Source organism: Sphingomonas folli, assembly GCF_019429525.1.
GTDB lineage: Bacteria > Pseudomonadota > Alphaproteobacteria > Sphingomonadales > Sphingomonadaceae > Sphingomonas > Sphingomonas folii.
On record NZ_JAHXZL010000003.1, the window covers coordinates 265281 to 285824 of the forward strand.

The following is a 20544-nucleotide window of genomic DNA, read 5'->3' on the forward strand; positions in this document are numbered from 1 at the left end:
GTTCGCGCGTAGGAGGGCGGCATGACCATCGCTCCGGTCCCCGAGCCGCTCGTCCTCGCCTCCGCCAGCGGCGTGACGGCCGCGATCAGCCCCTTCGGCGCGCGGCTCATCCGCATCGACGCGCCGGACCGGACGGGTCGGGTCGAACGGGTGCTGCTCGGCTATGACGATCCCGAAGCGAACCGGCGCGCCGCCCTGCCGGACGGCGGAGCGTATCTCGGCGCGACCTGCGGGCGTGTCGCGAACCGCATCGCCGACGCGGCCTTCGCGCTGGACGGGGTGCGCCACCGGCTCGCGGCGAACGAGGGCGCGCACCAGCGCCACGGCGGCCCGGTCGGGTTCGATCGCGCGAACTGGACCGTCCGCGAGGCTAGCCCAAACCATGTCACGATGCGCCACCACAGTCCCGACGGCGATCAGGGGTTCCCAGGCGCGCTCGACATCACGTCGTCCTTCGACCTGTCGGACGACGGCGAGCTCTCCATCGTCTATACCGCGCGGACGACCCGGCCGACCCACGTCAATCTCGTGTCGCACGGCTACTTCAACCTGTCCGGCGGGAGCGGCACGATCGCGGACCACCTGCTGCGGGTCGACGCGGACTCCTTCCTCGCGATCGATGCCGACCAGCTGCCGCAAGACGTGCGGCCGGTTCGTGGCACGCCTTTCGACTTCACCGCGGCGCGGCGGGTCGGGAGCCTACTCGAGAGCGAGGACGAGCAGGCGCGCCTCTCCCGCGGCGGCAACCACAATTTCTGCCTCAAGGGCGTCGGAGTGCGTCCCGTCGCATGGCTGGAACATCCGGGTAGCGGCCGCACGCTGACGCTCTCGACCGATCAGCCCGGGCTGCAGCTCTACGCGGCCGGTTGGCTGGAAGAGGTCTGGCGGCCGCACGCCGCTTTGTGCCTCGAGGCGCAGGCCTGGCCCAACGCGTGCAACCGCCCCGACTTTCCCCCGACGCGGCTCGATCCCGGCGAGCGCTACCGCTCGGAGGTGCGGTTGCGCTTCGGGGTCGCACCAGAGGGCATGCTCGGCTAGGCACGAGACATGATCGACGCATCAGCAGGAGAACGGCTTCCGCGGGAGGACGGCGCGCCGACGGTGCCGAGCGAGGGTCGCAACCTGACGGCCAGCATCGTCAACGATCTGGGTCTCGCCATCGTCACGCAGGCGTTCCGTGCCGACCAGCCGTTCCCGACCGAGGCGGAGCTCTGCCACCGCTACGACGCCAGCCGCCCCGTGCTGCGCGAGGCCGTGAAGATGCTCACCGCGAAGGGGCTGCTGCTGGCACGGAAGCGCGCCGGCACTGTCGTGCAGCCCGAGGGCAGCTGGAACCTGCTCGACCCCGACGTGCTGCGTTGGATGCTGCAGCGCGAGTTCTCGATCGATCTGCTCATCGACTTCACCGAGATCCGCATGTCGATCGAGCCGCGGGCGGCGACACTGGCGGCGCACTCGGCGACCGGGCCGCAACGACGCGCGATCAGCGAGGCGATCCAGAACATGTTCGCCGCCGATCACGGCGACGGCGACGCGCTGGACGCCGACATCGCTTTCCACGTTGCCGTGCTCGAGGCGAGCAACAATCGCTTCATGCGCCAGTTCACCGGACTGGTGGAGACCACGCTGCGTTTCTCCATCCGCCGAACCAACGAGTACAAGGGCGTGCCGCGCGCGAGCGCGCGCGACCACAAGCGCGTCGCCGATGCGATCCTGGAAGGGGAGCCGGTGCTCGCGGGCGCCCGCATGAGCGACCTGATCCGTGGCGCGCTCGAGCTCCTGCTCGTCGCGGGGAAGCACCCGCTGCGACCGTGACCGAGGCTTCTCAACGGCAAGGGAGTGCGACGATGGGCGATCATCCGGGGCTGACGTTGATGCTGGCGGAGATGGCGCGTCAGCGCGGCGACGCTCTCGCGACCCTCGACACGCCCGGCCCTGCCGTCGACGCGATCGCGGAGAGCGCGCGGCGGACCGGGTCGCTGCTGCTCTACGCGATGGGCGGGTCGCAGCATGTCAACCGCATCGTCGCGCCGCTCTACCGGGATCTCGGGCTCGACGCTCGCACGATGATCGCCTCGGCCGCGCTGAGCGCACCGCTGCCCGACCGGCCGCGCACCGCGCTGATCCTCTCGCAGTCCGGAGAGTCGGGCGAGATCCGCCAGCTGCTCGCACGGCCGAGCGGATCGGAGGAGCGGTTCGGCCTGACGCTCGAGCCGGGGAGCACGCTCGCGCGCGGCGTACGCGCCGCCATCGTCGCGCACGGTGGCACCGAGCATGCCTTCGCCGCCACTCGCAGCATCGTGCTCAGCCTCGCGATGCACGGGGTCATTCTGGAGCGGCTCGGCGCGTCGCAGGGCCCGCTGCGTCGGGTTCTGGAGACCGAGGCCGTCATCGACATGGAGGAGGCGGCCGATACGCTCGACGGCTGCGACGCCTATGTTTTCGCCGGCTGGCACGCGATGCACGGCACCGCCGAGAGCGCCGCGCTCTCGCTCATGGAGCTGGCGCGGCTGCCCTCGATCGGCTTCGAGGGCGGGCAGTTCCGCCACGGCCCGCTCGAGCTGCTACGACCCGGGATCGGCGTGATCCTCCTGCGCAGCGCGGGTGTCGACGCCGCGCTCGTGCCACCCACCGCGACGGCCGTGGCGCGCACCGGCGCGGCGTTGGTCATCCTCGACGCCAGCGGCTCGGCGTCGCTGCTCGCGGGCACGGAGGTCGCGCTTCCCGCCAATCATGGACTTGCCGCCGCGACCGACATGGTGCTCGCGGTGCAGCAGCTGAACGTCGCGATGGCGCTGAGGACGATCCCGGCCGGGATCGGCACGCCGCGGCACACATCGAAGGTGACCGAATGACCGCCGCGCTCACCGCCACTCGCGCTCGATCTGCTCGAGCGTCTTCCCCTTCGTCTCCGGCAGGCGGCGCAGGATGAAGAGGAAGCCGGCGGCGCACACGATGCCGTAGCACCAGAATGTGTAACCCGTCCCCGCCCAGGCGTTGATCAGGGGGAAGGTGTAGGTCAGGAGGAAGCAGGCGCCCCAGAGCGCGGTGGTCGCCACCGCCATGCTCGCGCCCCGCGCCTCGCCCGGGAATATCTCCGCCAAGGCCACCCAGGTCACCGGGGCGAGCGTCATCGCGTACACCGCGATCGCGGCGACCACCAGCAGCAGCAGCGGCCAGCCCTGCAGGGCCGCGACATAGGCGCCGCCGAGCACGGCGTAGATCAGCGCCAGGCCGACGCAGCCGATGAGGAGCAGGCGGCGTCGCCCCCAGCGCTCGACGGTCACGAGCGCGACCAGGGTGAAGACGCAGTTGACCGCGCCGGTGACGACGATGTTGAACAACGTGTCCGACACCGCATAGCCCGCGCCCGCGAAGATCTCCTGCGCGTAGTTGAAGATGACGTTGATGCCGCACCATTGCTGCAGCACCGCCAGCGCGATGCCTATGACCATCACGCGGCGGAAGCGGGGCTCCGCCACGATGGCGCGCAGGCTTCGTCCGGGCGCCGCCGCCAGCGCAGTCCTGATCTCCGCGAGTGCGGCATCGGCATGCGCGTCGCCACCGAGGCGGCGCAGCACCGCGTCCGCACGATCCCACCGGCCGCGCTGCGCGAGCCAGCGGGGGCTCTCCGGGATGGTCAGGCAGCCGATCACGAAGGCGGCCGCCGGCACCGCGGCCGCGGCGAACATCCAGCGCCAGCCGACCGTTCCGTTCCACGAGGCGGCGATCGCCGCGACGTCCGCGCCCCGGGGGACCGGTGCGGCGATGAGCCAATTGACGATCTGTGCCCCGAGCAGGCCGAGCACCACCGCGATCTGGTTGAGCACGACGAGCCGGCCGCGACTGCCGGCCGGCGCGATCTCGGCGATGTAGAGCGGCGAGAGCCCTGACGCCATGCCGATCGCGACGCCGCCGGCGATACGCCACGCCACGAAGGCGCCGAAGCCACCGGCCAGCGAGGTGCCGATCGAGGAGACCGCGAAGATCAGCGCCGCGGCAAGGAGAGCGGGGCGGCGCCCGTGACGGTCCGCGAGCACGCCGGAACCGCTCGCGCCGGCGAGGCAGCCGATCAGGGCACAGCTGACCGCCCATGCCTGCTGCCATGGCGTCACCAGGCCGAACGCCGCCTCGTAGAAAGGCTTTGCGCCGCCGATCACGACCCAGTCGTAGCCGAACAGCAATCCGCCCAGCGCCGACACCGCCGCCGCCAGCCACATCGCCCGGGTCGCGCCCGGCGTCACCGCCGCCGCGTCGCCGTGCTTCACCCCGACGTCGCTGACGTGCATGCTACAGTCTCCCCATCCGGCCGCCGTCGGCGACCACGTCCTCGCCGGTGATGAATCGCGCCGCGTCCGAGGCGAGAAAGGCCACCAGCGCCGCCACGTCCTCCGGCTGCCCGAGGTCGTCCGGATCGATCACTTCCGCGCCGGAGCGGATGTTCGGGCTGGCGCGAAGCATCGCGGTGTCGATCGCCCCGGGCAGTACGGCGTTGACGCGGATGCCGAGCGGCTTGCCCTCGATCGCGGCCGAGCGGGTGAGGCTGACAAGCGCCGCCTTGGCAGCCGCATAAGGAGCGACCAGCGGCGATGTCCGCCGAGCATGTACGGATGCCACGTTCACGACGCAGCCGCCCGGTCGCATCCGACGGAACGCCTCGCCGATGAGCAGCGCGGCGCCGATCAGGTTCACGTCGAGCAGGCGACGCCAATCGTCTGCCCCTAGTTCGGCGAGCGGCTTGTAGATCATCATACCCGCGACGTTCACGATCACGTCGATCGTTCCGAAGGCGGTATGCGCCTCGGCCACCGCCTCGGTCACCGCCGCCGCGTCGGTCACGTCGACGCGGTGCACCAACACCTGCGTCGCGCCGAGCGCCCGCAGCGCCGACGAAGCGTCGTCTGGATCGCCCCGGGCATCGAGCAGCAGGAGCGATCCGCCCTGGCCCGCGAACACGCGGGCCACCGCCATCCCGATGTCACCGAGCCCCCCGGTGATGACGACGCCCCGCCCGCTCACCATTCCCGCAACTCACCGTGCGGCCCGCGCCATGCCGGGTTGCGCCAGCGATGCGGCGTTGCCGCCATCTCACGCACGGCGTCCTCGTCGATCTCGACGCCTAGCCCTGGGCCCGTGGGTACCGCCATGCTTCCACCCTCGATGCCGAACAGCTCGGGGTTGCGCGTCAGTCCGGTGAGATCGGTCGAGGCGGCATTGTAGTGGATGCCCATGGAGACCTCCTGGATGACGAAGTTGGGCGTGGCCGCCGCCAAATGGAGACAGGCGGCCAGCGCGATCGGGCCGATCGGACAGTGCGGGGCGACCGCGACGTCATATGCCTCCGCCATGGCCGCGATGCGCCGGCACTCGGAGATGCCGCCCGCGTGGGCGAGATCGGGCTGAGCGATGTCGACCGCACCGCTCTCGAAGAAGGGCCGGAAGTCCCACCGGCTGTAGAGTCGCTCGCCCAGCGCGAGCGGCACGCTGCTGAAGCCGGCGAGACGGGCGAACACCTCAGCATTGTCGCCCAAGACGATCTCCTCGGCGAACAGCGGGCCGAACGGCTCGATCGCGCGCAGCACCTGGCGCGCCATCGGTTGGTGGACGCGTCCGTGGAAGTCGATCCCGACGTCGATGCCCGTGGCGCGTACCTCGCTCACGCGCGCGGCGAGTTCGTCCACCGTTCGCGGGCTATCGAGCCAGCCGAGATCGTCGGTCCCGTTCATCTTCACCGCCGTGAAGCCCTGAGCGATCCTCTCGCGCGCCGCGGTGGCGACATCCGACGGGCGGTCGCCGCCGATCCAGGCGTAGACGGCGATACGGTCGCGCACGCGTCCGCCGAGCAGCTGGTAGACCGGGACGCCGAGCTTGCGCGCCTTGATGTCCCATAAGGCGTGATCCACGCCGGCGATGGCGGAGAGCAAGACCGGCCCCCCTCGATAGAACCCCAGCCGATGCGAGAGCTGCCACGCGTCCTCGATCCGCTCGGGATCATGACCGATCAGCCTGTCCCGCATGGCGTCGAGTGCGCCCATGACGGCCTCGACGTGCCCCTCGAGGGTCGCTTCTCCCCAGCCTATCGCGCCCTGCGCCGTCTCGACGCGGACGAAGAGCCAGCGCGGCGGCACGGCGAATGCCTCCACGCGAACGATCCGGTCAGCCGCGCCGCTCATCGGGTGCGGCTCACCGCAGCCATCCCCGGACTCGCCTTGCCTTCCACGATGTCCCCCCAAGCGGCTTCTCGATGACCACAGTAAAGGATGACCCCGCGCGGTCAATCAAAGATCATATTTAATGTGAAGGGACCGGCGATCAGGCGACATATCCGGAGCAGGGGATCAGGGCTGGCATGCGGATCCTGGCGGAGAAGCCACGATAGCCGGCGACTGAGCGGAGACGCGAAATAGCATATTTTGCCCGCGACGAAGAGGCGGCATCCCAGGGAGATTAGAAGGTGAGTCCGCCGGCGACAAACGCGTGGAACGCCGCGTGCCCGCCGCCGTCGCTGATGCTCGGGCCACATGATCCCAAGATGCGGAGCGTGCGACTCAGCTGCACGATGCCGCCCATGCCGATGATCGTGGAAGCGCGTCCACCGCGGCGATCGGCACCCTGCCGCTGTGCCTCGAGCCCGAGAAGCAGGTGCGAGGATAGCGTGCGAGTCACCGCGATACCCCCCGTCCAGTAGTTGCGATTGCCGGCACCTGGGTTCAGAGCATAGCCTCCGCCGCCGAACACGGACCACGCCCCTACGTTTTTCTGGCCCCAGATGGGGAGCAGCGCGGTCACCCGACGCGCGCTCAGGCTTCGTGCTCCGGTCGGCAAGGTCGTACCGGGAAAGGCCGCGATGGAGACGGCGTGCTCGTCGTCGTGATAGAAGCGGTACTTCACCGAAAGCTCGAGATCGCCGCGCCCGCTCGTGTAGCCGGCGCGCTCATGTGCGAAGGCCAGAGGCAGGCCAACCGTCAGCTGCAGATCGTGTAGAGCACCATAGTTGATCTCGGCACCGACCGCACCGCCATATTCCGCGCCGCGGCCGTCGACCTCGAACAAGGGCGCGTAGATCTCCCAGTGACGGAAGTCGGTCGGCTCCGGATCGTCGGTGAGAAACGGTGGCCCCGCCGCCGCGGGTGTCGCGACGATCAAGGCGACCGCCGCGGCGACGAGATATCGTATGTCAGCCATGATCGTCGGCCGGCATCACGCTGGGCCGTTGGGGCAGCACCGCGATGAGCAGCATGATCACGGCTGCGAGGATCAGCGACGCGACGGGGCGGCTCACGTCGAGACCGCCCTTCGAGACCGGCTTGTCGAAGAGATCGCCGACCGTTGCCCCGAGCGGCCGGGTCAGAATGAACGCCGCCCAGAACAACGCCACGCGACTGACGCCCGTCGTTCGATAGAGGATGGCGAGCAGCGCCAGGCCGGCGGCGAACACCAGCGCACCGCCACCATAGCCCAGCCCGCCGTCCGCCGCCCAGTCCCCCAGCGCGGTACCGAGCGTTTGCGAGAAAGTGATCGTGATCCAGTAGAAGAGCTCGGCACGCGGCGTTGCGACACTGCTCACCGCGACCGTGCCGAGCGTCCACCGCCACGATGCGAGCGACGCGAGCACGCAGGCGAGGAGAAGAAGCGAGCCGCCCGCATAGCCGATGCCGAGCGACCGATCCGCGAAGTCGGCCAGTGTCGTTCCGGCGGTCGTCGAGGCGATGATCGTTGCCCAATAGAGCCAGGGATTGAAGCGGCGCGCCCTGATCTGCAGCCAGACAAGCGCGAACAGGAGCAGGCCGAATATCGCGGTTCCGGCGAGGTAACCGTTGATCCCGGATTGCCCCGCCTCGGACGTGGTCTCGCCCAGCCACGTCATCGACACCGTGTCCCCGCCCGTTTCGCCGAGCGTCGTGGCGAGGATCTTGATGATCCAGAACCCGAGGGTGACGGCGGGGACCTTGGCGGCGTGACGATCGAGAGCGGTCATCACCACGTCTTAGCCCGGCACTTCGGTCGCGTGGAGCGGATTTCATGCGACGCCATGATCGCTGCATCGGCGTGAACGGACGGTGCTCAGGGCCAGGGCTGTCACGATCCGCGGTCAGATCGCGGAGCGGGACAAGGTCACGACGCGCGAGACCGTCTCGGGCGTTCACGGCGGCCCGCTGGATGCCGAAGCGTGGGGAAGGACCGACCTGATGGACATCGCGCGGGTCGCGGGGACGGCGGCGGGGACGTTCGAGCAGCTACGGCCTGCGCCGTCCGCCTCCGGCGCACTCGGACCCGGTGCCGGACCTTCGGGGCCGCGCGATCGCGCGCCCGAGGCGGACGCTGGTTCATGCGACCGGCCCGAGCAGCAATGCTGTCGACGTTGTGATCTCGGGTCATCCTGCGTCGTCGCGCGTTCGACGCGGCATGGATCAGAAGCAGACACCCATCCTCGAGGCGCTGGCGACGATGGAGCGAAGGCCCGTCCGCGGCTTCGGCGCGCCTGGCCACAATCTGGGTCGGGGTGCCGCGCGCGACGTCCGCAAATTGCTCGGCTCGCGCGTGTTCGAGGCGGACGTCATCACCCCCAAGGGGCTCGACGATCGAAGGGAGGGCGCGCATGTCGTTCAGCGGGCGCACGAGATCGCGGCGGAGGCGTGGAACGCCGACTTCTGCCGGTTCGTGACCGGGGGCTCCACGCTGAGCCTCCACATGGCGCTGGCCGCGGTGGCCCGTGCCGGCGACACGATCCTGCTGGCTGCCAACGTTCACAAGGCGGAGCGTGCGCATGCGCTGGCGGCGGGGCTGGACGCGCGCATCGTGCCCGTGATCGTCGACGATGGCTGGGACGTCGAGCACGGCGTCGACCCCGCCGCCCTTGCCGCCGCTCTCGACGCTAACCCGGGCGCCAAGGCGTTCGTCCTGGTCTCGCCGACCTATTACGGCGTGACGAGCGACGTCGCCGCCCTGGCCGACCTTTGCCACCGGCGCGGCGTACCCCTGATCTGCGACGCGGCATGGGGTGGCGCCTTCGCCTTCTGCGAGGCGCTGCCCGACGACGCGCTGACGAAGGGGGCCGACGTGGCCGTCTACAGCATGCACAAGACGATGGGCGCGCTGACCCAAGGTTCCGCGCTCCTCGCGCGCGGCGAGCTGGTCGACCGGCAGCGGCTGTGGATGGCGTACGAGCTCTACGAGACGACCAGCCCCTCGGTGCCGATCCTGGCTAGCCTCGACGCCGCGCGGCGCGACCATGCCGTGGACGGCGAGGCGATATGGCGCGGGACGATCGCGCGGGCCGCAGATCTGCGCGCGCGGCTGGCGGGCATCGCGGGCATCCGCGTCCTGGATGAGCCGGACCTTCCGCCGGGCTCGCAGCTCGATCCCACGAAGGTGTTGATCGACGTGTCGGCTCTCGGCGTCTCGGGATACGCGATCGACGACTGGCTCAACGAGCATCACCGGCTCTGCGTCGGTCTCTCCGACGCGCGCCACCTGCTCGCCGTCGTCTCGGTCGGCACGACCGTCGGCGACGTGCGCGCGCTGGCGAAGGGCCTCGCCGACTGCGTCGCGCGGATTGGGAAAGGCGACCTGACGCCGACGTCGGCGGCCGAGGCGCCCCGCATCGCGACGCTGACGACGGAGATGGCGGCGGCGCCCGCCGACGCTCTCTTCGGGCCGGTCGAGCATGTCCGGCTGGAAGAGGCGGCGGGCCGGATCGCCGCGGAGATCGTCGCCCCCGCCCCGCCAGGCGTACCCCGGCTCGTTCCCGGCCAGCGGATCGGCGCCGAGCACGTCGCTTGGCTGACCGCCAATCGCGACCTGGGCATGTTCCTGCTCGATCCGACCGACCCTAGTGAACGGACGATCCGATGCGTCGCGGCCAGCGCCGACGCGCCGAGCTGACGCGGCGCCGGACGTCACCGCTCCCCTCTCTCGGACGCCCGTTCGCCCTCGCGATCGACCCTACGTATGCGCCCGACCACGCCTGCGCCGGTGCGCGGACGGTGCACGGCGACCTATCCCCCGCTCGCACCCGAGATAGCGAACAGGCCCCCCAGGCCGAGCGCGTAAAGGACGAGCACAACGAACGAATCGATCCCCATCCGCCAGATCTGCCGCCTGGGTCGGAAGATCAGGCCGGCGGCGTAGACGCAGGTCAGCAGCACGCCGAGACCGGCGAGATAGATGTCGCTCGCCTCGGCATCGGGGAGCACGGCCTTGCCGGAGATGACGACGGCCAACAGGAAGAGGACGGGAAGAAAGGCGTTTCCACCGAAGATGTCGCTGACCGCGAGCTGATAGTCCTTCATGCGGACGGAGGTGATACCGGTCGAGAGTTCGGGCAGCGACGTCGCGGCCGCAAGCACCGTCGCGCCAAATAGCACCCCGCTGAGCCCGATATGATCGGCTATCGCATCGCCGCTCCGCTCCAGCAGCACGCCGGCTGCCAGGGTCGCCAGCGCCGCCGTACCGAAGGTGGCTGCGACGCGGATCGTGCTCTCGCCCTGCCGATCCGATGCGTCATCCTTCTTCGCCTGCGAATGGCCTTTGGGCTCTTCCTGCCCGTCGGGAGCGGTGCCGCTGGCATCTTGCCACGGCAGTCCCTCGCTGGCTTTGCTGGCGAGCCACACACCGACCACCCACAGGACGGCGATCAACACCGCCCCGGGGGTCAGGCGGGCAGCGATGAGCGTGCTGGGCAATTGCGTCGCCATGATCGACACGATCAACACCGCCACGACCAGCACCGCCTCGACGACCAGCGTGAGGCTGGCGGCACGGTAACTGAGAGGGACCTTCTCCTTCATGGCGACGTCCATCGCCACCAGCACGACCGTCTGGATGGCGATGCCGCCCAGGATGTTGCCAACCGCCACGCCCAGGTTGCCGGCCAGCGCCGCGCTGACGGTGATCGCGATCTCGGGCAGGTTGGTGGCCAAGGCGAGCACGATGATCCCGCCGAGCGCCTTGCCTAGGTGGAGCCGCGCGGACAGGATGTCGGTCGTGTCGGCGAGCTTGACACCCGCGATCCAGATCACGCCCGCGCACGCCGCGAAGATCGCGAGCAGGATCGGCAGGCCGAGTCCGTCGAACATACGAAACTTCCAGTTTGGCGGCGAGCCACGGGCGACCGTTCTTAGCGAACCAGCTGACCAGGCGTTCCGCGCGGCGCGCGCGGTGCCGAGGAGTCGAGCGCCGCGACTTCGAAAATCGGCGTCGTTCGTTCAGGGCGGGCCGACCGCTTACCAGCATCGGGACGCCTGCTGATCGTCGCTGAGACGAAGTGCCGAGCGCCGCGCCTCGGGACGGGGAGGCGTTTGTCTCGCGCGTGCCCACCATGCGCGCCTAGTGCGGTATGCCCGTCGCGACCTCGCGCGGCGGGCAGCTCGAGAATGACGATGATGCCGAGGAGCAGGCTGGCGATCGGGCGAGGGGCGACGTCCGGGGCCTGAGCGCAACGACGCAGGCGCCCTCTCCTGCCCGCTCCCTTCGCGATCGGCGCCGGCGGCGAGCGAGCCTGCTCTCCGCCGGCATTCGGTTCCGCTTCTAGAACCGAGACAAGCACGTGTTCGCGGGATCGTCTCGGGGGATCATAGCGGGCGGCGAGTCATGATCGCTTGCCTAGCGCTATGATCGCAAGGCTCTACCAGAACGCATAGGCCACCCCCGGGCGGCGGGAAACGCTCGGTCATGCCACATGATCAGGCGTGCGGTCAGCACGAGCGGCGACGATCGAACCTGGCGATCATTCCCGCAGGCCGTGGTGGTCAAGAAGTCTCCGAGGCGCGATCGCCCGAGCCGGCGCGCGACCGGCGCCGCGACGGACCGGGGCAGCGAGCAGCGTGGCGACGCGGTTCCTCTAGCGTCGCGGCGCCGGCCCTTCCCCGCCGCCGCGCAGCGCTGCTTCGGCCCAGGTGGTCACGAGCGGCACGTCGGTGGCGTGCCCGATCTTGCGCGTGACCAACTCCACGACGCGCGCGCCGCGCAGCGCGGCGCGCAGCGGGCGCGCCGCCATGCCGAGGCGCATCGCGCCCGAGCGCGCGAGCAGCCGGCCGTCGCCGTAGACCAGGAATTCCGCGGCGTCGCGCGTGTCGCGGGTGGAATCATCGACGCCGATCATCGCCTCGAACCGTTCCGCGCCGCGCGCGCGTACCTCGAGCCGCGACTGCGCCAGCACGCCGATGCCGGTGTCATAGACGTGCCCCGCGACCTGCAGCGTCTGGTCATAGGGCGTGGCGTCGGCCTGCGCGCCGCCCCAGCCGGCGTAGGTCGGGCGCTCGCCGGTGTCGCGCGTGCCGCTCCACTGCCCCATCATCCGGTGCACCACCGGGTCGGGCTCGGGTACGACCACGCCGTCGACCGCGACGTTGACGTCGCCGGGCACCTCCGAGAGGTACATGCCGTCGCGCAGCCGCCGCGTGCCGCTCACCTCGAAGACGCGGCTCTCGCGCGGCGCCAGCGTGAATCTCGCCTCGCCGGTGAAGGGGGCGAGCGGGCGCCCGCTCCACAGGTCGCGCAGCGTGATCGGCGCGTCGGGCGCGAGCTTGAGCTGCGCCGCGGTGAGATCCATCTCCGCCGGCGCCAGCCCGCGGTTGAGCAGCACGACCGCCTTGTGACCGTTGCTCAGCGTCTTCACGATCGTCTGCACGTCGTCCGAGGCGTAGGCGATCACGCCCTGGTGGCCGCCCGGGTCCTGGTTGACGCGCACGACGTCGGCGTTGCCCCAGATCTTCATGAGGCTGTCGGGCGCCTGGCGCAGGTCGTAGCCGATGAACAGGGGCGCGTCGATGATCGCCCAGAGCGCGAAATGCGTGCGCGCCTCGGTGAGGTGATCGGCGTCGAAGTCGCCCTGGCCGATGAACAGCATGTCGGGATCGTTCCACGCCCCGGGCTTGGCGTAGAGCGCGCGGGTCGCCGCGCTGTCGAACGAGTGGAGCATGCGCGTCCAGTGCGGCGTGATGTCCTGGCTGGTGCGCCACATCTGGCCGACCTCCTTGCCCCAGCGGCGCACGTCCGCGCTGCCCCAGGTGCACAGCGCCAGGATCGAGTCACCGCTGGGCCGGTAGCGCGCGATCGCCGCCGCGACCGCGGCATAGAGCGAGCGGACCTGCGCCACGTCGGTGCGGTTGATCGAGGCCTGGTCGATCAGCGGCGGGAACGCGCGATAGCCGTTCTGCACCACCACCGGCGCGCCGGGCGCGTAGACGTTGATCCCGCAGGCATCGACCTTGAGATAGTCGAAGCCCCAGTCGCGGAAGTAGAGCGCGATATCCTGGTCGACATGGCCGTGGAGGCCCACCTCGCGCTCCGCCGTGCTCCCCTCGGGCAGGTTGGGCGAGCGCAGGTCATAGGCCTGCGAGCAGGCGTTGCGCCCGATGTCGCTGTACAGCCCGGCCTTGAGCCCCATCGCGTGGAGCCGGTCGGTGAAGGGACGGAAGCTGGTGTCGCCGCCCGCGACCGCGGCCGAGGGGAAGATTCGCGTGCGGATCACCAGCCGCCCGTCGCTGGTACGGCGCTTGAGCCACCAGCCGTCGTCGACGTTGACGTAGCGATAGCCGAGCCTGGCCAGCCCGCTGTCGACCAGCTTCTGCGCGGCGCCCATCACTTTCGCCTCGTCGACCTCGGTGCGGAAGGCGTTCCACGAACTCCACCCCATCGGCGGCGTGCGCGCGGCGGTGTGCTCGGGCGCCGACCAGCGCCCTGTCGGGGCGAGCGGGTCGGGCGCGGCAGCGGCGGGGCCGGCGAGCACGAGCGCGAGCGCGGTGAGGGACAGGGTCGGCAGGCGCATCGGACGGGACCTCGCTGTTCGCCACATCATAGATCTCGCTGCTGCACCAGAAAGGCCCGGAGACGTCGCTCCACCCGCTCCGCCGCGCTCCGGCGAACGCCGGAGCCCAGAGCCGCGCGCGTCGGCGCCTGTGGCACTAGGCTCCTGCCTGTGCAGGAGAACAGCGGCGGATCAGGCGGAGAGCGCAACGGCTAGCGCGTCGTCGCCAGATGCCGCGCGTACAGTGCCGCGCCATAGCCGGGCGCGTGGAGCGGCTCGACCGGCGCGCAGCCCGCCGCCTCCAGCCCGGTCGCGAAGGCGTCGCGCACCGCGGGCACGTTGGCGAGCACGCCGCCCGACCAGGACACCGGCACGCGCTCGCCCGGATCGAAGCCGAGCCGCTCGCGCAGCGCGGCGGCCAGCAGCACCAGCTCGGCGGCCGCCTCGGCCAGGATGGCGCGGGCGGCGGCGTCGCCCGCGTCCGCGGCGCGCGACACGATCGTGGCGAGCGCGGCGATCTCACCGCGCGCCATGCCGCGCTCCCCCATCACGCGCTCGCACAGCGCGAGGTCGTCGTCGAGCCCGAGCGCCTCGCGCAGCAGCGCGTGCAGCGGGCCGACCGAGATACGCCCGTCGCTCATCCGCGAGAAAGCGGCGAGCCCGGCGCGCGCGATCCAATAGGCCGAGCCCTCGTCACCGAACAGCTCGCCCCAGCCGCCCGCGCGCGCGCCGCGGCCGCCGCGCTCGCCGTAGGCGATCGAGCCCGTGCCCGCGACGACGTTGATCCCGTCGGCGCACGCCAGCGATCCCGCCCAGCCGCACACCATGTCATTGTCGCAGCGGTAGCGCGCGTGACCCAGCAGGTCGCGCACCGCGGCGTCGAGCCGCGGGTCGACGACGCTGTCCTCGCCGTAGGCGGGCAGGCCGAGGAAGACGTGGTCGAGGTGCGCGGGCGCGGCGCCGATCTGGGTGCAGATCGCGCTCACGCCCTCGGCGATGCGCCGCACCGCCTCCTCCTCGCCGACCTCGAGGTGGTAGGTGGTGCCCGTCACCGCGCGCGTGATCACCGCGCCCGCGGCGTCGATGAGGACGAACTCGGTCTTGGTCCCGCCGCCGTCGACGCCGAGGTAGCGGCCCGTACTCATGCCTCCTCGGCGTGGATCCGCACGCCCTGCACCACGCGGTTGACCGTGCCGCTCGCGTTGGGCTGGTCGGGCGTGAGCCCGAGCGCGAGCGAGACGTGGAGCGCGAACAGCTGCGCCGGCACGATGAAGGGGAAGAGCAGGTCGACGTCGGGCGCGTCTTCCATCCCGGCGAGCGCGATCGTGGCGCCCTCGTCCGCCCGCGCCGAGACCAATGCCACCTCGCCCGCGCGCGCGTCGGCGCGCAGCTCGGCCACGATGTCCAGGTCGTAGCGGCGCGTCAGCGGGTCGTTGGCGACGAACACCACCACCAGCGTACGGTCGGTGACGATCGTCTTGGGCCCGTGGCGGAAGCCGAGCGCGCTGTCGAAGGCGGTGACGACCGCGCCGTCGCTCAGCTCCATCAGCTTGAGCGCCGCCTCGCGCGCCAGCCCGCTGAACACGCCGCTGCCGAGATAGACGACGCGATCGAACCCGCGCGCCGCCAGCGCCGCGGCGACCGGCTCGGCGCGCGCCAGCATGTCCTGCACGCCTGCCGCGATCGCCTCGATCCGCGCGTCCATCGCGGCGATGCCGCCGAGCGCCGAGAGCGCCGCCAGCGTCATCGCGGTGAAGCTCGACGTCATCGCGAAGCTGCGGTCGTGCGTCGCCTCGGGCAGCACGATCACGTGCGCGCGCGCGCCGCCGCGTCGCGCCAGCTCGCCCTCGGCATTGCACGTCACGATCAGGTGATGCGCCTCGGCGACGCGGCGGTCGACCAGCTCGACCGCGGCGACGCTCTCGGGGCTGCTGCCCGAGCGGCCGAACGAGACCAGCAAGGTCGGCGCGTCGGCGCGCAGGTGCAGGTCGGGCGCGCCGACGATGTCGGTGGTGGCGATCGCCTCGACCGAGCGGCCGAGCGCGCGCGACAGCCAGGGCGCGAGGCACCCGCCGATGAAGGCCGAGGTGCCCGCGCCGGTCAGCACCACGCGCAGCTCGGGGCGGGCGAGCAGCGGCGCGAGGAAGGCCTCGATCGCCGCACGCGAGTCGCGCAGCAGCGCCTGGGTGGCGCGCAGCGTCGCGGGCTGCTGCGCGATCTCGCGCCGCGTCCAGGAGGAGTCGCCGGGCTCCGCGGAGGGGGCGACGATCAGCGTGTCAGTCATGGGGAAAGCAGGCTCCGTGATAGGCGTCGAGCGTGGCGCCGACGTGCGCCATCACGAGCTCGGCGGGATCGAGGCCGGCGCGGCCGGCGCGCACCGCGGCATAGGCCGCGGGCAGATACTGGCTCAGCAGCGGCAGCGGCGGCGGGGTCTCGCGCAGGTTGGCGAACAGCCCCTCCTGCGCCGCCACGATCTCCGCGTCGGGCCAGTAATAGCGGATCCGGTCCGACAGGCTGTACTGCAGCTGCAGGTCGAGCGCGGCACCGGTGGCATGATAGTATCTCGCCCAGTTCCTCGGCTCGGCGCGCAGCCGCCCGATCGTGACCGCGCGCAGGTTCGCGCGTGCCCCCTCGGCGACGGTCTCGCGCTCGATCGCGTCGAGCGCCCACAGCGCCTCACGCAGCGCGAAGGTGACGCCGGGGCCGACCTTGAGGATGGCGTAATGGTCGCGCACCAGCGCGGCGAGCGCCCGCGGAGTCTGATAGTCGGTCGAGTGCGCCTCGTAGACGAGGTGCGGCACCGGCTCGATCGCGCGGCTCAGCGCCGCCGCGCGCTCGGGCCGATAGTCGACCACCTTGTCATGGTCGAACTCGACACCGGGCTGCACCACGGTGGCGATCACGCGCTCCCAGGCATCGGCGAGCCCCGCGGCGCGGAACAGGTCGCGGTGCATGTCGACGGTGGCGATCGCCGCTACGGGGTCGGTCACCGCCAGCTCGTCGAGGTCCTCGGCGGCGCCGCCCGGCACGGGCACCTCGGTGCCGATGACATAGACCGGGGCGGCCGCGGGATCACCGGCATAGGCGTCCTCCGCGGCGCGGCACAGCCGCGCGGCGCGCTCGGCGATGGTCCGCTCGGGCAGCGGCACGGGATCGTCGGCGCAGCTCATCGAACAGTCGAGATGGATCTTGGCGAAACCGGCCCGGACGTAATCGGCGACCATCACCTCGGCCTTGTCCATCGCCTCGGCGGCGGGCAGCGCGGTCCAGGCGTTGGGGCCGAGATGGTCGCCCCCCAGTACCAGCCGCTCGAGCGGGAAGGCGATGCGATCCGCGATGCGCTCGACGAAGGCGCGGAAGTCGGCCGGGACCATGCCGGTATAGCCGCCGTCCTGGTTCACCTGGTTGGAGGTCGCCTCCACCAGCGCGAACGGCGCCTCATTCGCCAGCGCGTGGCGCAGCGCCGCCTCGATCACCAGTGGGTGCGCCGAGCAGACCGAGGTCACGCCGACGCGCTCCCCCGCCTTGTGCCGGTTCACCAGGTCGAGAAGTATCTGCACGTGCGTCTCCCTTAACGCGCCCGACATAGCGCCAGACACAGCAGAACACAAGAAAACGAAACTTGGCGAAACTAAATTGCTGCGGGGCTGGGCTCGACCTCGGTCTCCGGATCGGCCGCGTCGGGCTCGATCGCGAGCAGCAGCGACGCGGTCAGCGCGAGCACGATCCCCAGCGTCTTGAGCGGTCCCGGCACGACGTGCAGCACCGCGAGCGAGATCAGCGCGGTGGCGAGCGGCGCGCCCGCGTTGGCGAGCGGCGCGACGATGATCGCCTTGCCGTAGCGGAAGGCGAACACCAGGGTCAGCGCGCCGATCGCGTTGAGCAGCTGGATTGCCGCGGCCAGCCCCGGTCCGTCGAGCCCCCAGTTGATCGCGCGGCCGGTATCGGTCATCGCCCAGGCCACGGGCGCGAGCGCGAGGCCGGACAGCGTCATATAGACGAAGATGCTCTCCGCCGAGGTCACGTGGTTGGCCGCCTTCATGAAATAGGCCTGGACGCCCCAGCACAGCATCACCGCCACCGCGGGCAGCAGCCACGCCGCCGACGCCCCTGCTCCGCCCGCGCCGGGCGCGAAGTCGAAGGTGGGAAGCGCCAGCAACGCGAGCAGGATACCGATCGCGCCGAGCCGGCCGGTGCGCTCGCCCATCAGCAGGAAGGACATCGCGATCGTCACCACCGGCGACAGCGAGATGATCGGGAAGATCAGATAGGCCGGCCCGCGCGCCACCGCGTAGAACAGCAGCATCTGCCCGCCCGCGCCGAGCAGCCCCACCGCCAGCCCGTAGCCGACCGCGCGCGGCGAGCGGTCGAGCCGCCAACCCGCCTGCCTCAGCACCACCAGCGCAGGCGGCACCATCGTCAGCGCCCAGACGACATAGACCAGCGTCTCGGGGAAGCCGCGCTGCGGCGACAGGCCCGAGAAGGCGCCCCACACGCCCCACAGCACCACGGTGACGAGCGCGTTGACGAGCCAGCCGCGCCCCCCCGACCCCGCCCCACTCGCCCCCGCGCTCATGCCGCGCCCCGTGCGATCGGGGTGGCGCGCACCAGCAGCGCGCGCTCGAACGTCGCCGCCAGCGTCGGCCTCGCACGCGAGGCGGTGCCCAGCGAGCGGCCGGTGAAGCTGTCCACCAGCGCGTAGCTCCCCTCGCCCAGCCCGCGCAGCGCGATCAGGCCGGACCAGCTGTCCGCGTAGAAGGCGTAATGGAGCACGCCCTGCTTCTCGATCGCGTGCGCCTCGGGCTTGTCGAAGCCGATGTCGTACAGCCCGCCGAGATACTGGCCCTTGGGCAGCATGTGCTCGCGGTACAGCGCGACCCACTTGCCCCAGAGCGCCTCCTTGGCGGGGGTGAGGACGAAGCCGCCCGGCGGCAGCTTCTCCATCGGCCTGGGCGTGTCGCGCGGCCAGGTGAACTTGGTCGACGGGATCGCGCCGATGCCATAGGCCGAGGCGAAGTCGTCGCCGCCGTCGCTCAGCTCGACATGGTCGCCCGAGTAAGGCGCGGACGGGCCCATCAGCGCCTTGAAGGTCTTGCCCTTCAGCCGGATCTGCCAGGACGACAGCGGGTCCGAGGCGGGCGTGTTGTTGGTGGCGGGCAGGTTGTGGAAGGCGAAGCTGTCGCCGCACGGGCACAGCTCGAGCACGGCTTCCGAGTTGGCAGCGACCGCCTCGTCGTGGATCGCCTTCCAGAAATCCTGGAGCTTCTCGCTCGATTCCTCGGGACGCGCGTGCCGATGTGCGGGATTGTAGCAGGGCGCGACGCCGTTGAGATGCTGGCCGTCGAGCTTGAGCCCGTCATAGCCCCAGTCGGTGACGATCCGGCGGACCAGCGCGCGGAAATAGTCGACCGTCGGCTGATACGCGGGGCAGAGCGTGAAAGCGTTCCAGAAGCTGACGTTCTGCGCCGAGCCGTCGCGGTCGAGCAGCAGCATGTCGGGATGGTCGCGCAGCAGGTCGGTGCCGGGATCGACCGCGAGCGGCGCCAGCCATAGCCGCGGGCGCATCCCGTCCGCCTTGATGCGATCGGTGAAGGCGCGCATGTCGGCGTCGCCGCGCGGGAATTTGGCGGGGTTGAGCTTCCAGTCGCCCTCCGCGGTCTGCCAGCCGTCGTCGAGCACCGCCCATTCGAAGCCGAGCGCCTTGGCCTTGGGCAGCGTGCCGTAGACCTGGTCGAGCGTGAAGTCGCGCTCATAGCCCCAGGCGCACCAGATCGGCCCGTAGCTCGACTCGGGGATCGCGGGCGCCGCGACCCCGCGCTCCGCCATCAGCCGGCGATAGGCGTCGAGCGGGCGGAAATGGTCGCCGGTATGCGCCATCAGGAAGGCGGTCGGCAGCGTCAGCGTCGCGCCCGGCGCGAGCAGCGCGGGCTGGTCGCCGCTCAGCCCGATCCGGGTGGCCCCGGGCTGCGCCGCCACCGGCAGCGCGACTTGGCGCGGGCTGGTCTCGAGAAGGCCGACGGCGAGCCCGACGTCGCGCCGCCACACCACCGCCACGGGCGTGCCGCCGCCATAGTCGGAGGCGTTCATCCCCATGAAGTTGCGCTGCTCGAACCCGGGCGCGACCTTCTGCACCCAGTCGCGCCGGTCGGGGTAGGAGGCCCCCGCGAAGGTCCAGGCACCGTCGGCGTGTGCGCTCAGGTCGTGCGTCGCGACGCGCCAGCCGGCGACCGCGAGCGGCGCCGCGCCGGTGTTGCGATAGCTCACCTCGTAGAGCGCGAGGCCGGGGTAGGCGTCGAGGAAGGTCACCGCGAGCGTCTGCTCGACCTGACCTCCGGCGGTGGCGCGCAGCAGGTGGCGGCGCCCGTTGCCATGTGCGCCGGCGGCGGCCTCCTCGCGGTGGTCGAGCAGCAGGAAGCTGCCGAGCGGCGCGCCGCCCGCGAGGAACAGCGCCTCGGGCCGCGCGCGCGGCGTGATCGCCAGGCCGCGATACGAGACCGTGGCGCGCATCGCGCGGTCATAGTCGATCGTCAGCGTGCCGTCGCCCAGCCGCACGCCCGCGGGGGCCGCCGCCCACACCGCGCCGCCGAGATCGGGCAGCGACACCGCCGCGCCGCCGACGAGCAGGCGAGCGAGCAACGATCGGCGCGTGACAGGGGTGAACGGCATCGCTGACTCTCTCCCGTGCGGCTCGACGGCCGATGAGAAAGAGCTTGCACCAACGCGGACGCGCGCGCAAACGAAAACCGCAACATCAACGCGCGTTTTCTTTCGTTACGTGCGAGTGTGGGAGAGAG

Annotated in this window: 16 protein-coding genes; 4 read left to right on the plus strand and 12 right to left on the minus strand. The window is 71.1% G+C overall.

The annotated features are described in order from the left end of the window. The first annotated feature begins 21 nt into the window (after positions 1-21). Genes KZ813_RS06215 through KZ813_RS06225 form a run of 3 tightly spaced genes read left to right on the plus strand, consistent with a single transcriptional unit; the run spans position 22 to position 2855 of the window. The gene (locus tag KZ813_RS06215; RefSeq protein WP_219754097.1) at positions 22-1038 is read left to right on the plus strand and encodes an aldose epimerase family protein; all 1017 of its coding nucleotides are present in this window, start codon (positions 22-24) and stop codon (positions 1036-1038) included. A gap of 9 nt (positions 1039-1047) precedes the next feature. Then, positions 1048-1815, plus strand: coding sequence for a FadR/GntR family transcriptional regulator (locus KZ813_RS06220; RefSeq protein ID WP_219754098.1), 768 nt, complete (start codon positions 1048-1050; stop codon positions 1813-1815). Positions 1816-1847: 32 nt separating this feature from the next. Then, a complete protein-coding gene (locus tag KZ813_RS06225; protein WP_219754099.1) occupies positions 1848-2855 on the plus strand; it encodes an SIS domain-containing protein in 1008 nt (335 codons plus the stop codon). Between the two features lie 9 nt (positions 2856-2864). Here KZ813_RS06225 and KZ813_RS06230 read toward each other — a convergent pair whose 3' ends face one another. The 5 genes from KZ813_RS06230 to KZ813_RS06250 form a co-directional block, all read right to left on the minus strand. After that, on the minus strand, positions 2865-4289 hold the full coding sequence (locus KZ813_RS06230; RefSeq protein WP_219754100.1) for a sugar porter family MFS transporter: 1425 nt from the start codon (positions 4287-4289) through the stop codon (positions 2865-2867). A 1-nt stretch (position 4290) separates the two neighbouring features. After that, positions 4291-5022 (minus strand): SDR family NAD(P)-dependent oxidoreductase, encoded by a 732-nt coding sequence (locus KZ813_RS06235; protein ID WP_219754101.1) that lies wholly within the window; start codon positions 5020-5022, stop codon positions 4291-4293. Continuing rightward, positions 5016-6278 (minus strand): galactonate dehydratase, encoded by a 1263-nt coding sequence (gene dgoD, locus KZ813_RS06240; protein ID WP_258046458.1) that lies wholly within the window; start codon positions 6276-6278, stop codon positions 5016-5018. Before dgoD ends, KZ813_RS06235 begins: the two co-directional genes overlap by 7 nt. 169 nt (positions 6279-6447) lie before the next feature. Further along, positions 6448-7185, minus strand: coding sequence for a hypothetical protein (locus tag KZ813_RS06245; protein WP_219754102.1), 738 nt, complete (start codon positions 7183-7185; stop codon positions 6448-6450). Further along, entirely contained in the window at positions 7178-7978 is an 801-nt protein-coding gene (locus KZ813_RS06250; RefSeq protein WP_219754103.1) for a COG4705 family protein, read from the minus strand. The genes KZ813_RS06245 and KZ813_RS06250 overlap by 8 nt, the downstream gene beginning before the upstream one ends. Positions 7979-8406: 428 nt before the next feature. Between KZ813_RS06250 and KZ813_RS06255 the strand changes: the two genes are divergently transcribed. Then, a complete protein-coding gene (locus KZ813_RS06255) occupies positions 8407-9885 on the plus strand; it encodes an aminotransferase class I/II-fold pyridoxal phosphate-dependent enzyme (protein ID WP_219754104.1) in 1479 nt (492 codons plus the stop codon). 113 nt (positions 9886-9998) lie between these two features. On the opposite strand, the gene KZ813_RS06260 is transcribed toward KZ813_RS06255, so the two are convergent. The 7 genes from KZ813_RS06260 to KZ813_RS06290 all read right to left on the minus strand — a co-directional run bounded on the left by KZ813_RS06260 (position 9999) and on the right by KZ813_RS06290 (position 20416). Next, on the minus strand, positions 9999-11078 hold the full coding sequence (locus tag KZ813_RS06260; RefSeq protein WP_219754105.1) for a sodium:calcium antiporter: 1080 nt from the start codon (positions 11076-11078) through the stop codon (positions 9999-10001). 764 nt (positions 11079-11842) lie between these two features. Then, positions 11843-13771 carry an NPCBM/NEW2 domain-containing protein gene (locus KZ813_RS06265; protein ID WP_219754106.1) on the minus strand — a complete coding sequence of 643 codons (1929 nt, stop codon included), beginning with the start codon at positions 13769-13771 and terminating at the stop codon, positions 11843-11845. Positions 13772-13962: 191 nt separating this feature from the next. Continuing rightward, positions 13963-14895: an N-acetylglucosamine kinase gene (locus KZ813_RS06270; RefSeq protein ID WP_219754107.1), complete on the minus strand. Its 933-nt coding sequence runs from the start codon at positions 14893-14895 to the stop codon at positions 13963-13965. Next, a complete protein-coding gene (locus tag KZ813_RS06275; RefSeq protein ID WP_219754108.1) occupies positions 14892-16034 on the minus strand; it encodes an SIS domain-containing protein in 1143 nt (380 codons plus the stop codon). Before KZ813_RS06275 ends, KZ813_RS06270 begins: the two co-directional genes overlap by 4 nt. Then, complete coding sequence (locus KZ813_RS06280; protein WP_219754109.1) at positions 16027-17310, minus strand: D-tagatose-bisphosphate aldolase, class II, non-catalytic subunit; 1284 nt, start codon at positions 17308-17310, stop codon at positions 16027-16029. Before KZ813_RS06280 ends, KZ813_RS06275 begins: the two co-directional genes overlap by 8 nt. Positions 17311-17381: 71 nt before the next feature. Further along, positions 17382-18326 (minus strand): DMT family transporter, encoded by a 945-nt coding sequence (locus KZ813_RS06285; protein ID WP_219754110.1) that lies wholly within the window; start codon positions 18324-18326, stop codon positions 17382-17384. After that, the gene (locus KZ813_RS06290) at positions 18323-20416 is read right to left on the minus strand and encodes a glycoside hydrolase family 36 protein (RefSeq protein ID WP_219754111.1); all 2094 of its coding nucleotides are present in this window, start codon (positions 20414-20416) and stop codon (positions 18323-18325) included. The genes KZ813_RS06285 and KZ813_RS06290 overlap by 4 nt, the downstream gene beginning before the upstream one ends. Positions 20417-20544 lie beyond the last annotated feature (128 nt).